The organism is Agromyces humi, from assembly GCF_009720255.1.
GTDB lineage: Bacteria > Actinomycetota > Actinomycetes > Actinomycetales > Microbacteriaceae > Agromyces > Agromyces humi.
In genome coordinates, this window is record NZ_WJSP02000075.1 from 1 (window position 1) to 12,936 (window position 12,936).

A 12,936-nucleotide genomic window follows, 5' to 3' on the forward strand; every position below is an offset into this window, starting at 1 on the left:
GGGGACGGGATCGCGTGCGCGCCGACCGTGAAGATCGTCACCATCGTCGCCATGCCGAGCACCCAGCCGATCAGGAACGGCAGGGCCGTCTGCGCGTCGGGCACGGGGTAGCCCGCGCCGTCGAACACGGTGCCGTGCAGGCGGATCGCGTCGGCCTGCCACGCCGCCCGCACGTCGGGACCGCCGTCGTAGGGCAGCGCGTAGCCGAAGAACGGGCCGACGGTCTGCGAGGGGGTCTGGCCGAGCGTTCCGCGGTGGCCATCCGGGTGCTGCTCGGCGCCGGGCAGGTCGGTCGCGTCGAACGCCTCGTGCGCGGTCGGGTCAGGCATGGTCGGCGTCCTCCGGTTCCATCCAGGTCGACTTCGGGCCGGTGAGCACGACGTCCCAGCGGTAGCCGAGCGCCCACTCGGGCTCGGTCACGTCGTGGTCGTAGCGGGCCACGAGCCGCTCACGGGCCGCCGGGTCGACGATCGACTGGTAGATCGGGTCGAGCGCGAAGAGCGGGTCGCCAGGGAAGTACATCTGCGTGATGAGCCGCTGCGTGAACGCGCTCCCGAAGAACGAGAAGTGGATGTGGGCGGGCCGCCACGCGTTGCGGTGGTTCTTCCAGGGGTAGGCACCCGGCTTGATCGTCGTGAGCCGGTAGCTGCCGTCGTCGCCCGTGATCACGCGGCCGACGCCCGTGAAGTTCGGGTCGAGCGGCGCCGGATGCTGGTCGCGCTTGTGCACGTAGCGGCCCGACGCGTTCGCCTGCCAGATCTCGATGAGCTGGTTCCGCACCGGCCGGCCGTCGCCGTCGAGCACTCGCCCGGTCACGATGATCCGCTCGCCGAGCGGCTCGCCGCGGTGCTGGATCGTGAGGTCGCCCTCCTCAGCCGACACGTCGGTGTGCCCGAACGCGGGCGACACGAGCTCGATCTCCTCGGGGTCGGCGCGCACGAGCTCATGGGTGGGATGCCGCAGCGTCGTCGAGCGGTAGGGCGCGAAGTCGCGGCGCGGATGGGCGGCGAGCGGCGTGCCGGCGGATGCCGCGGCGTCGCGCTCGTGGCGGTGGCGCTCGGTGATCTCGTCGCCGATGGCCTGCTGCGTCAGCTCGGGCTGGGGAACGGGTCGGTGCATGCTCACTCCGTGGTGAAGGGAAGGCCGGCGTACTGCTCGGCGAGGCTCTGGGAGGCGGCGCGGGAGCCCGTGACGTACTCGAGCTGGCCGACCTGGCTGCGATAGCGGAAGGCGCGCGCCGAGGCATCCGGCACCTCGTGGTGCACGTGCAGCATCTCGGTCATCCACTGCGAGAAGTGCTGCACCTTCCACTGGCGGGCGAGGGCGCGGTCGCTGTAGCGGGCCAGCCCCGAGTCGTCGCCGGCGCGCTGGTCGAGGATGGCGCGAGCGAGCAGGGCGACGTCGGCGATCGCCGAGTTGAGGCCCTTCGCGCCGGTGGGCGGCACGATGTGGCCGGCGTCGCCCGCGAGGAACATGCGGCCGTGCTGCATGGTCGACACGACGAAGCTCCGCATCGGGGTGATCGACTTCTCGGTGATCGGGCCCTCCTGCAGCTGCCAGCCGTCGACGCCGAGCCGCTGCTGCAGCGCGTCCCAGATGCGCGCGTCGCTCCAGTCGTCGATCGACTCGTCGGGCGCCACCTGCAGGTAGAGACGCGAGACCTGGAGCGAGCGCATCGAGTGCATGCCGAAGCCGTCGCGGTGCAGCGCGTAGATGAGGTCGTCGGTCGACGGCGGCACGTCGGCGAGGATGCCGAGCCATCCGAACGGGTACGAGCGCTCGAAGACCTCGAGGCCGCCGCCGGGGATGCTCCGACGGCACACCCCGTGGTAGCCGTCGGCGCCCACGACGAAGTCGCATTCGAGCTCCTCGGTGACGCCGTCCTTCGCGTAGATGACGGTGGGCCGGGCTCCGGTCACGCCGACGGGCTCGACGTCGGATGCCTCGAACACGACGTTCGAGCCGAGCCGGTCGTGCTCGGCCAGGAGGTGCCGCACGAGCGCCTGCTGGCCGTAGACGGTGACGGTGCGCCCGACGAGGTCGACGAAGTCGACGTGGTGCCGCTGTCCCTCGAACTGCAGGTAGATGCCGTGGTGCGTGAGGCCGCGCTCGCGGAGGTCGGCGTCGAGGCCGTGCTCGGCGAGGAGGTCGACCGACCCCTGCTCGAGCACGCCGGCGCGGATGCGGCCGAGCACGTGCTCGCGGGTCTGCGCCTCGAGGATGACGAACGGCACGCCGGCCTGCGCCAGGAGGTGGCCGAGCAGCAGCCCGGCGGGGCCGGCGCCGATGATCGCCACGGAGGTGGACGTTCGCACTGGATGCCTCTCACGTCGTCGGGAAGAACATGACGAGCATGGATCGCGCCCGCGACATCCGCAGCCCGACTTCCACTCAGTGGAAGAACTTGCTCACTCCCCCTGCGGCCGGTAGCCGAGTGCCGATGAGATGCCGCGTGCGGCCATGCGCACGCCGAGCGCGAACTGCGGCTCCTTGAGCCGCTCGATGTGCGCGATGATCGACACCGCCGCGACCACTTCGCCGGTCGCGTCCCGCACGGGCGCCGCGACCGAGAACGCGCCCGCCGTGAGCTCCTCGACCGACGTCGAGAGGCCGAACGAGCGGATCTCCGCCAGGCGTCGTCGCAGCTCCCGCTCCTCGGTGAGGGTGTTCGGCATGAACTTGCGGGGCTTCGACGCCAGCAGCTCGTCGAACACCTCGGTCGGCGCGTGGGCGAGCAGCACGAGCCCCACGCCCGTCGCGTGCAGGGGGAGCCGCGAGCCGACGTCGGAGATCGCCGACACCGCGCCCGGCCCCGACAGCCGCTCGAGGTAGATCGCGCCCAGTCCGTCGCGCACGGCGAGATGCACGTGCTCGGTCGTCGCCTCGAGCAGGTCCTCGAGGTAGGGCATCGCGATGCGCCGCAGCCGCATGGCGGTCGGCTGGCGCACGCCGAGCCGCCAGACGCGCATGCCCACGCGGTACCGCCCGTCGTCGCCGCGGACGAGGCCGCCCCACGCCACCCATTCGCCCACGAGGCGATGCGCCGTCGAGAGCGGCAGGTGCGAGCGGCTCGCGATCTCGCTCAGCGACAGGTCTTCACGGCCCTGGAACGCGTCGCCGATCGCGAAGAGCTTCTCGGCGACCGAGCGGCCGTCGGCGGCACGACCCGACATGCGCCAACTCTAGTGATCGGCGCCGTCGGCACGCCGCGATCGCACCGCCGATCGGTGCGCGCGCCGCCTGCTCAGACCCATGGGTCGCGCCACCCGCCGTGGCCGGCGACGAGCGCGTCGGCCTCGGCGGGCCCCCACGATCCGGGCGCGTACGGATGCACCGGCGGCGGCGCGTCGAGCAACGGCTGCATGATGCGCCACGCCTCCTCGACGGTGTCCTGCCGGTTGAAGCGCGGCCGCACGCCGCGGATGGCCGCGAGCAGCAGCACCTCGTAGGGCGTCGGTCCCTCGCCCCCCTCGGTCGCGAACTCCATGTCGAGGTCGATGGAACGCGGCTTCGGGGCATCCGCCCGCTGCGCGTTGAGCACGAACCGCAGCCCCGTGGACGGGTCGAGGCGCATCACGAGCTGGTCGGTGGTGCTCTGGGCGTCGCGCAGCCCGAAGCCGAGGTTCGGCGACGGCTTGAACACGAGCCGCACCTCGGTGGCGGTCACCGGCAGGAGCTTGCCGGTGCGGATGAAGAACGGCACGCCGGCCCACCGCCAGTTCTCGATGCCGAGCTCGAGGGCGATGAACGTCTCGGTCGTCGAGTCGGCCGCGACGCCGGGGATGTCGCGATACCCGTCGAACTGCCCGCGCACGGCCCTGGCCGGGTCGGCGTCGGACACCGACTTGAACAACGACGTCTGCATGTCCTTGATGGTCTCGGTGTCGCCGCGGGCCGGCGCCTCCATCGCGACGGCGGCGACGACCTGCAGGAGGTGGTTCACCACCACATCGCGGAGCGCGCCGACCGGGTCGTAGAAATGGCCGCGATCCGCGACGCCGAAGTCCTCGGCCATGGTGATGTGCACGCTGTCGACGTAGTTGCGGTTCCACACCGGCTCGAGCATCGTGTTCGCGAAGCGCAGGTAGAGGATCTCCTCGAGGCCCATCTTGCCGAGGTAGTGGTCGATGCGGAACAGCCGCGACTCGTCGACGTACCGGTGCAGTTCCTCGGCGAGCGCCCGCGCCGACGCGAGGTCGTGCCCGAACGGCTTCTCGACGACGACGCGGCCGTGTTCGGTGAGGCCCGCTCCGGCGAGGCCCTTCACGACCGTGGCGAAGAGGTTCGGCGGCACCTCGAGGTAGGAGACCGGGGTGGTCGCGTCGCCGACGGCTGCCGCCACACGGGTGTAGGTCGCGGCATCCGCGAAGTCACCGTGGACGTAGCTGAGGCGCGCGGCGAAGCGCTGGAACACCGCCTCGTCGAGCACCTCGCCGGTCGCGACGATCGAGGTGCGGGCGCGCTCGACGAGCTGGTCGAGCGTCCAGTCGTCGAACGCGACGCCGACGATCGGGCATTGCAGCAGGCCGCGCTGCTCGAGCCGGTAGAGGGAGTGGAACGTCATCACCCGCGCGAGGTCGCCGGTGATGCCGAAGATGACGAGCACGTCGCCGTCGGGCTCATTCGTGCCGTGGAGTGCGGTCGCTGTGGATCCAGCCTTGGCCATCGTCGCCTCCTAGCGCGTCCGTCGTCCGGTGTTCAGCACCGGGTCGACGAAGCCCGACCCGTGGTCGAGCTGGTAGTCGAGGTTGACCGCCGCGTTGATCAGCGACAGGTGGCTGAACGCCTGCGGGAAGTTGCCGAGCTGCTCCCCCGTGAGCCCGATCTCCTCGGCGTAGAGCCCCAGGTGGTTGGCGTAGGTGAGCATCTTCTCGAACGTCAGCTGCGCCTCGTCGAGGAAGCCCGACCGGGCGAGGGCGTCGACGTACCAGAACGAGCACAGCGTGAACGTGCCCTCAGAGCCGCGCAGGCCGTCGGGCGAGGCGCTCGGGTTGTAGCGGTAGACGAGGCTGTCCGACACGAGCTCGGTGTCCATGGCCGCGAGCGTCGACAGCCACATCGGGTCGCGCGGCGCGATGAAGCCCATGAGCGGCATGACCAGGAGCGACGCATCGAGCACGTCGGTGTCCTGGTGCTGCACGAAGGCCTGGCGCTCCTCGTGCCACCCCGTCGTCATCACCTGCTCGTAGATCGCGTCGCGCTGCTCGCGCCAGCGGATGATGGGGGCCGGCCGGCCGTGCTCCTGGGCGAGCCGGATGCCGCGGTCGAGCGCGATCCAGCACATGAAGCGGCCGAACGTGAACTTCTGCTGGCCGCCGCGCGTCTCCCAGACGCCCTCCTCGGGCTGGTCCCAGTTGTCGCAGACCCAGTCCAGCATGCTGCTGATCTGCGTCCACCCGACGTGCGGGAGCTGGAGTCCGTGCGAGTCGGCGAGGTGGATCGAGTCCATCGCCTCGCCGTAGATGTCGAGCTGCATCTGATCGGCCGCGCCGTTGCCGATGCGCACGGGAAGCGAGCCCCGGTACCCGGCGAGGTGCTCGAGCGACTCCTCGACGAGGTCGGACGACCCGTCGACCCGGTACATGATCTTCAACGGTCCCGAGCCCGTGCCGACGCTCTCCTTCACGCGGTCCATGAGCCAGGCCACGAAGGCCTCCGCTTCCTCGGTGTAGCCGAGCCCGAGCAGCGCGTACACCGAGAACGACGCGTCCCGGATCCACGTGTAGCGGTAGTCCCAGTTGCGTTCGCCGCCGACCTGCTCGGGAAGGCCCGCCGTGGGTGCGGCGACGAGTGCGCCGGTGGGCGCGTAGGTCATGAGCTTCAAGGTCATCGCCGACCGGGCGACCATCTCACGCCACCGACCGCGGTAGGTCGACCGACTGTTCCACTCGCGCCAGTACGTGCGCGTCTCGGCGAAGAGCGCGCTCAGCTCCTCCTCGGAGACCTGGGCCGGGTCGGCACCGCCCGTCTCCATGACGACGCCGGTGATCTCCCCGGCGTTGAGCGTGCCGGTGATGCGGATGCCGCCGTCGACGAGTTCGACGTGACCGGCGCGCTCCGTGCCGTGCACGATCATGCCGCCGACGCGGTGCACCGTCAGCGACTGGTGGCCGGCGGTGAACCGCACGCCGTGGCCCTCGACCGGCTCGATGGTGTGCGCCGCACGACCGTAGTCGAATCGCGGCTCGACGACGCCCTCGAACGTCATGGTGCCCCGCACCACCCGGAGCAGGCGCACGATCCGGTGCCGATCCGTCGCCTCGTGGCCGGCGATCGGCATGAAGTCCACTACCTCGCCCACACCCGCCTCGGTCATGAACCGGGTGACGAGGATCGCCGTGTTGGGCAGGTACAGCTGCCGCGTCACGTAGTCCTCGGCGATCGGCCGGACCCGACAGAACCCGCCCTGCTCGGCGTCGAGCAGCGAGCCGAAGATGCTCGGCGAGTCGAATCGCGGACTGCAGAACCAGTCGATCGTGCCGTCGGTCGACACGAGCGCGGCGGTCTGCAGGTCGCCGATCAGCCCGTGGTCCGCGATGTTCGGGTACTCCCCCATGGACACCCCTCTCCCCAGGCTCATCGTGGCACGACAGCGGCCCGGCCGGCACCGCCACACCGAGGCGCGGCGACGGGCGCGGCTTTGGCTCGCCTCGGTGCAGTGCTGGGGGCAGCCGCCGGTGGAATGAGCGTCTGCCGGGGTCGCGTGCGACCTGCTCGCGTGCGACCCCGGCAGAACTCTGTCAGGCGGAGAGCGCTGGGCGCTCGTCTCGCGCGTCAACGGCCAGGGCCGCGGTCCTGGGCTGCGCGGGCCGCCCCAAGGCTCGGAACTCCCACCCATCCGCGCGGTAGGCGTCGACGTCGAGCGCGTGGCGGCCGTCCACGATCCTCCGCGCCTTGACCAGCGCGCCGAGCGCGGCCGGCTCTGCTTCGCGGAACTCGTCCCACTCCGTGAGGAGTGCGACCACGTCGGCATCCGTCACGGCGTGGTTCATGGAGTCGGAGTACTCCAGGTCGGGATAGGCACGATGCGCGTTCGCATTGGCCTCGGGGTCGTAGACCCGCACGACCGCGCCCTCCAGATAGAGCATGCGAGCCACGTCCAGTGCGGGTGCGTCGCGCACGTCATCTGAGTTCGGCTTGAAGGCGGCACCGAGGACGCCGATGCGCTTCCCGGCGAGGTCGCCGCCCGCGAGCTCGCGGATCAGGTCCACGGTGCGGACGCGACGGCGGTTGTTGATGTCGTCGACCTCGTGCAGGAACGCAACCGCCTGGCCGACCCCGAGCTCCTGGGCACGGTGTGCGAAGGCGCGGATGTCCTTCGGCAGGCAGCCCCCGCCGAAGCCGAGTCCCGGCTTCAGGAACCGACCGCCGATCCGGCTGTCATGGGAGAGCGCCGTCGCCAGCAGGTTCACATCAGCGCCGGTCGCCTCGCACACCTCGGCCATCGCATTGATGTACGAGATCTTCGTGGCGAGGAATGAGTTCGCGGCCACCTTCACGAGTTCCGCGGTCGCGAGGTCCGAGACGATGAGCGGCGTGCCATCGTCGAGGATCGGTCGGAAGGCCGCCCCCAACTGCTGCTCCGCCCAGGCGGACTCCACGCCGAACACGAGACGGTCGGGGTGCAGGGTGTCCTCGATCGCGAAGCCCTCGCGCAGGAACTCGGGGTTCCACGCGAGCTCGAGCTCACGCCCGATCGGAGACACCTCGGCCACCAGCTCGGTCAGTCGTGCTGCAGTGCCGATCGGCACCGTCGACTTCCCGACGAGCAGCGCCTTACGGGTGATCCGCGTGGCCAGCGCCTCGAACGCCGCGACGACGAAGGTGAGGTCGGCAGCCGCCGAGTCCTTTGCCTGCGGAGTCCCGACGCACACGAAGTGCACGTCGCCGAACTGTGCTGCCTGGTCGAAGTCGGTGGTGAACGAGAGCCGGCCGGAATCCAGTGCCGCGACCAGCTGCTCCTGCAGACCGGGTTCGAAGAACGGCACGGTTCCGGCGCGCAGGGCCGCGATCTTGCGCTCGTCGACGTCGACGCCGAGCACGTCGAATCCGAGCACCGCCATGCAGATGGCGTGCGTGGCGCCGAGGTAGCCGGTGCCGATGACCGTGATGCGCGGGTGCTCGACGATCTGGGAAGGGGTCGGACGGATGTTCGTTTCGTACGTGGGCATAGGGGTCTCCTGTGGCATGGATCGGTGGTGCGCGGGCCGTCCGATGAGGGCGGCGGTGGGGTGCGATGAGGGCGGCGCGGGATGCCCGATGAGGGCGGCGAGTTCGCCCTCTAGCCGCGGCAGGTCACGTTGCTGAGTACTGCGTCGCCCGAGATCGTGTTGTTGCATTCGACGACGTTGTCCCGCTCGGGCTTGAGCGAGAAGGCGAGGCCTGAGCCCGACAATTGCGCCGTGTTATTGCGGAAGACGTTGCGGGTTCCCCAGCCGTCGAGGATCTCGTGGGTCTGGAAGCCGTCGGCCGCAGAGTTCGCGCCCGTATTGCCCTCGATGACCCAGTCGTTGCCCTTGACGTCGACCCACGAGTCGGCCTCGACGAGCGCGGCCCCGTCGAATGTGTTGCCGCGAAGGATGCCGTCGCTCGTGCCCTCCTTGATGTCGACGCTCTCGGAGGTCGTGCGGGAGATCGTGTTCCCCTCGATCACGTTGCGGTCACTGGGGTCGGGGTCGCAGTCGCTGATGTCGCACCAATTGCTCTCTGCGGTGCCGATGTAGATGCCCTCGCCGAACTTGGGCTTGCGCAGGCCGGTGTCGCTGATCGCGTTTCCGATGACCAGGTTGTCGCTGCTGGCGGCGCGCAGGTGGATCGCCTCGTCGCCGATGCCCGACACCTGCAGCCCTCGGATGACGGACTTGGTCGTCCCGTCGGCCATCACGCCCTTCTGCCCGTTCTGGACCGCGAAGCCCTGGAGCACCCAATTCGCGACGTGGTCGAGGTGCACGACGTATCCCTTCTTGATGCCGTCGCCATCGAGCACGCTCTCGGGGGTCCCGCAGAGGGTGATCGGGGTCTCGGGCTCCCCGTCGACCGAGGCGGTGAACTCGCCGACGTACTGGCCGGGGGCGAGCCCGATGACGTCGCCGGGAGTGGCCGAATCGAGGGCCTCCTGCAATTCGTGAGCCGTGGTGACGTCGACGGTCGGGCTGGGGCACTTCGCGTGCGCCAGCATGGTGGGCGCCGCCTGCGTGCCGTCACCTGAGTCGGTGTTGCGCTCCTCCTCCGCCGAGGACGAACCTGCGTCATCCTGCCGCTCGTCGCTCTGGTAGTGCGCGACCGCCCATCCGATGAGGGCGCCCCCGACCACGAGCAGTGCGACGACGGCCGGTACGAGGGCGGCGACGAGCAGCGCTCGCCTGCGCCGCCGTTCTGGCGGCGACGAGCTGGTGTCCGTTCGGAGTCGGTTCATGAGTGCATACCTCGCAAGGTGTCGGGCGAGACCACACCGCGGCTCAGCGCCGTGAGCGGAAGGCGGTCTGCGTACGGGTGTCGGATGCCACGGCGGCGGCGACCGGAGAGGGCGGTGATCAGGAGGAGCAGGCCGAGCGCGACCCACACGATGGTGAGCGGTTGGAAGACGCTGCGCAGCACGGAGACCACGGTCGGCGCGGTCTTCCAGCCTTCGACGTCGTTTCGCCCGACGACGGCGCCCGAGGCGTCATCGTCGTGGATCGCGGTGGTGCCGTTTCCGGAGATGGTGTTGCCGGTCACCCGGGCACCGGTCGCCGTTCCGACGAGCGTGACGGCGTGATTCCCGATCCCGGTGAAGGTGTTGCCGGTGACAGCTGCGGCGGAGTTCTCGACATGGACCCCGGTGCTGACGGAGGAGATGGTGTTGTCGGTGATGCGCGTGTCCTGCACGCCGCCACGGAGCGCGACCGACTGCCGTCGCTCGCCCTCGAAGGTGTTGCCCGTGACGTCGACGTTCCTCGCGTCGTGGTTCAGGAGGACGCCCACCAGGTTCGAGGAGAAGGCGATGCCGGTGATCTCCGCGACCGCACCGCCCGTGATCTCGACGCCGTATCGTGCGTTCCCCGCGATCTGGCCGCCGACGACGTGCACGTCGCCGTACGCGCTGACGGTCGTGCCGATCGCGCTCGGGCCGTCGGCGAGCGGCCGGCCGTCGAAGGAGATGCCGTTGCGACCGTTCCCGGACGACGTGACGTCCTCGATGCGGACCGACGAGCTCGATCTGGCGATCGCGACGCCGTCCACCGCGTTGTCCACGATCTCACTCGTTCGAATGGCACTGTTCTGAACGAAACGGTGGAACACCACGCCGTCGACCAGGCTCCCACTCACGCGGGAGTCTGCGATCGTGACGCCCGTCGCGCGCGAGACGAAGAGGCCGAAGGCGTTGCCGGTCGTCGTGACATTCTGCAGGGTCCCGGTGACGAGGCCTGTATCGGGGAGGTCGTCGGCGGTGATGGCGGCGAGCTCCTTCCCCGAGAGCGTCGGAGCGGCCGACTCGCTTGCTGCTTCGGCTGGCGTGCCGTCGGAAACCTCGTCCGACCCCTCCTCGGAAGCCTCGGTCGCCGCCTCGTCGGAATCCTCGGTCGCCGCCTCGTCCGACGCTTCGTCGGAAGCCTCGTCGGCGACCTCGTTCATGCCCTCGTCGGCTGCCTCGGGAGCGATCGGCGCCTCAGCCGCGGCATCCTCGACGCCGGTCAGGGCCAGGCCGCCGGTGTTCCCGCTCCAGAACCCGAGATCGGAGAAATCGGCGTGCGTGATCGTGGTGGAACCACCTAATACTCGAACGTAGGCACGTCCGTCGGCAGTGTTCACGTCGGTCGTGCCGGAGGACGTGTCGCGGCTTGCGATGCTGACCGGTGCGGCCTCAGTCCCGGCGATGTTCAGCACCCCGCCGAGCGACACCAGGGAGGCGAACGAGTCCGCACTGCTGGCGAGGACGACCTTCAGCGGTGCGTCCGCTCGGAGGTCCAGCGTCGCGCCGGGCAGCACCACGACGTGTTCGCTCAGGAGGAACGACCCATCTGCCTGCTGCACGAGTGTGTCCGGTGCGATCACCAGCAGGTCGGCGAACGTGTACGGCGCCTCACGCAGCGGCAGCACGAGGGTCGACACCGGCGCAGTGGGGATTCGGTACGGGCCGTGGAGCCCGTCGAGCTGCCAACCAGCCGACGAACCGACGGTTCGCACGAAGGCGAGACGTTCCTGTTCGCTGGTGACCAGCGCGGCTTCGCGTTCGGGGTCGCCCGGGTACAGGCGTCCCTGCACGTTGCCGTTGGCGGCGATCTCGTTGCGCCCTGCGGCCTCGACGACTTCAGTCTGCTTGGCGTGAATGCCCACTGCCACGGCAGCCACCACGATCATCGCGCCGACCAGGGTGGTGGCGAGGAACCTGCGCACGGTGCTCATGCGGCGGCCGCCTCGGGTTGGAGCCCGGCCTCGGGCCCGTCATTCGAACCACGCGACCGAACGCCCTTTTCGCTGACCAGCGAGAGTGAGCCCTGTCCGTCGCCCCCGACCTGGTCTGCGTGGCGCGTCAGCCAGCCCTGCTTGTTCATGGTCACGAACGCGAACACCTTGATCGGCAGGGCGATGAAGATCACGGTGAGGGCCAGCGCGGGAAGGATCAGGATGTCCCGCGGGTGGCGGCGGAGGTGGGAGTAGCCGCGGATTCCGCGGCCGAGCAGCAGCCAGCCGGCCGCGGTCGCGACGCCGAGCGCCGTCAGGTCGAGGCGGGCGAAGATCAGGTAGAACAGCGTGAGGCCCATCGTCACCGGGGTGAGCAGGATCTGCAGCACGGTGATCTTGGTGATGAACGGCACCTGCCACAGCCAGCCCTTGGCCATGGCCGTCAGATAGCAACGGTACGAATTGCGGCTCCAGCGCACCCGCTGCTTGACGAACGCCGTGAAGGTGGCCGGGAACATGGAGAGGGCACGGGCACTGGACTGGTGCACGGTCTGGTATCCCGACGCGAGGACGAGCCAGGTGAGGCGGCCGTCGTCGCCGGCGATGCACCGCCGGCCGAGGAAGAACTCGTTCTCGAGGTTCTCCAGCACGGGCAGCACTGCACTGCGTCGGTAAGCGGCGGTCCGTCCCGAGAGGCAGGGCACCGCGCCAGCGCGTCCCATGGCCGGGACGTAGTCGTAGTAACGCAGGTTCACGAGCCAGTCGGCGACGCGGCGCCAGACGCTGGTGTCGCGCTGGAAGACGTTCTGGTGCGTTCCCACACCGCCGACGATGGGGTCGATGAACGGCATCTGCACCCGTGCGAGCAGGCCGTGTCGCCAGTACGTGTCGGAGTCGGTGAGGACGAGGATGTCGTGCTTCGCCTCACGGATGCCCACGCCGAGCGCGGATCGTTTGCCCACGTGGTGGAACAGGATCGGCCGCAGTCGTGCATCGCCGATCGCCTCGATGCGCTGGAAGGCTTCGAGGTCGGCGACGTCGAGCACGATGATGATCTCATCCGGATCCTGCGATCGCCACGACTCGAGACAACGCATCAGGATGTCCGGGTCCTCGTGGAACGACGGAACCACGACCGACGTCGTGGTGCGGTAAGCGTTGTCGATCGGCCGGGCTCGGCGCGAGAGCACGAAGCGGTAGATCCACAGGCCCCATACGATCGTGCCGGCGATGGCAATGGGGAAGAACGGTGCCATCGAGGAGAAGAAGGCCGTGACGCTCGAGAGCGCGACGACGGCGGAATTCCAGTCGATGTCGGAGAACGTCTCAGACGCGAAGATCATGGTGGGCATCGGCTTCCTGGCGATCGGGTTCATGTTGCAGGCACGCCGAACCGGCGGAGTTTCGCACAGCGGTCTCCGTCGACCAAGGCAGCATCACGAACACGTGATCGGGTAAGAACGTCGGTGCAGCCTCTCGGGTCCGCCCACGCTATGTCGCGCTCTCGGGATCCCTACTTTCCGATGGCGGGGGTAGACGCGGGGGCAGCCG

Annotated in this window: 9 protein-coding genes and 1 pseudogene; all 10 read right to left on the bottom strand. The window is 69.5% G+C overall.

Annotation, left to right across the window (positions count from 1 at the left end; genetic code table 11):
• Positions 1 to 329 (bottom strand): annotated as a pseudogene (locus GH736_RS24495) (hypothetical protein); the annotation flags it as partial.
• Positions 322 to 1,119: a protocatechuate 3,4-dioxygenase subunit beta gene (pcaH, locus tag GH736_RS08875; protein ID WP_159602235.1), complete on the bottom strand. Its 798-nt coding sequence runs from the start codon at positions 1,117 to 1,119 to the stop codon at positions 322 to 324. The gene pcaH and the pseudogene GH736_RS24495, both read right to left, overlap by 8 nt.
• A 2-nt stretch (positions 1,120 to 1,121) precedes the next feature.
• Entirely contained in the window at positions 1,122 to 2,315 is a 1,194-nt protein-coding gene (locus tag GH736_RS08880; RefSeq protein WP_159602237.1) for a 4-hydroxybenzoate 3-monooxygenase, read from the bottom strand.
• Between the two features lie 93 nt (positions 2,316 to 2,408).
• Positions 2,409 to 3,173, bottom strand: coding sequence for an IclR family transcriptional regulator (locus GH736_RS08885; protein WP_159602239.1), 765 nt, complete (start codon positions 3,171 to 3,173; stop codon positions 2,409 to 2,411).
• A 71-nt stretch (positions 3,174 to 3,244) separates the two neighbouring features.
• The gene (gene zwf / locus GH736_RS08890; protein ID WP_159602241.1) at positions 3,245 to 4,666 is read right to left on the bottom strand and encodes a glucose-6-phosphate dehydrogenase; all 1,422 of its coding nucleotides are present in this window, start codon (positions 4,664 to 4,666) and stop codon (positions 3,245 to 3,247) included.
• 9 nt (positions 4,667 to 4,675) lie between these two features.
• Positions 4,676 to 6,556 (bottom strand): glycoside hydrolase family 15 protein, encoded by a 1,881-nt coding sequence (locus GH736_RS08895; RefSeq protein WP_159602243.1) that lies wholly within the window; start codon positions 6,554 to 6,556, stop codon positions 4,676 to 4,678.
• A gap of 184 nt (positions 6,557 to 6,740) precedes the next feature.
• Positions 6,741 to 8,171: a UDP-glucose dehydrogenase family protein gene (locus GH736_RS08900; RefSeq protein ID WP_203230694.1), complete on the bottom strand. Its 1,431-nt coding sequence runs from the start codon at positions 8,169 to 8,171 to the stop codon at positions 6,741 to 6,743.
• A gap of 110 nt (positions 8,172 to 8,281) precedes the next feature.
• Positions 8,282 to 9,415 carry a right-handed parallel beta-helix repeat-containing protein gene (locus GH736_RS08905; RefSeq protein ID WP_159602247.1) on the bottom strand — a complete coding sequence of 378 codons (1,134 nt, stop codon included), beginning with the start codon at positions 9,413 to 9,415 and terminating at the stop codon, positions 8,282 to 8,284.
• Positions 9,412 to 11,385 carry a right-handed parallel beta-helix repeat-containing protein gene (locus tag GH736_RS08910; RefSeq protein ID WP_159602248.1) on the bottom strand — a complete coding sequence of 658 codons (1,974 nt, stop codon included), beginning with the start codon at positions 11,383 to 11,385 and terminating at the stop codon, positions 9,412 to 9,414. Before GH736_RS08910 ends, GH736_RS08905 begins: the two co-directional genes overlap by 4 nt.
• Complete coding sequence (locus GH736_RS08915; RefSeq protein ID WP_235933911.1) at positions 11,382 to 12,737, bottom strand: glycosyltransferase; 1,356 nt, start codon at positions 12,735 to 12,737, stop codon at positions 11,382 to 11,384. The genes GH736_RS08910 and GH736_RS08915 overlap by 4 nt, the downstream gene beginning before the upstream one ends.
• Positions 12,738 to 12,936 lie beyond the last annotated feature (199 nt).

What these genes read in the sequence shown, in the direction of transcription:
- pcaH (WP_159602235.1), bottom strand. Translation starts at nt 1,119, where the DNA reads ATGCACCGACCCGTTCCCCAGCCCGAGCTGACGCAGCAGGCCATCGGC.
- GH736_RS08885 (WP_159602239.1), bottom strand. Translation starts at nt 3,173, where the DNA reads ATGTCGGGTCGTGCCGCCGACGGCCGCTCGGTCGCCGAGAAGCTCTTC.
- zwf (WP_159602241.1), bottom strand. Translation starts at nt 4,666, where the DNA reads ATGGCCAAGGCTGGATCCACAGCGACCGCACTCCACGGCACGAATGAG.
- GH736_RS08895 (WP_159602243.1), bottom strand. Translation starts at nt 6,556, where the DNA reads ATGGGGGAGTACCCGAACATCGCGGACCACGGGCTGATCGGCGACCTG.
- GH736_RS08900 (WP_203230694.1), bottom strand. Translation starts at nt 8,171, where the DNA reads ATGCCCACGTACGAAACGAACATCCGTCCGACCCCTTCCCAGATCGTC.
- GH736_RS08905 (WP_159602247.1), bottom strand. Translation starts at nt 9,415, where the DNA reads ATGAACCGACTCCGAACGGACACCAGCTCGTCGCCGCCAGAACGGCGG.
- GH736_RS08910 (WP_159602248.1), bottom strand. Translation starts at nt 11,385, where the DNA reads ATGAGCACCGTGCGCAGGTTCCTCGCCACCACCCTGGTCGGCGCGATG.
- GH736_RS08915 (WP_235933911.1), bottom strand. Translation starts at nt 12,737, where the DNA reads ATGCCCACCATGATCTTCGCGTCTGAGACGTTCTCCGACATCGACTGG.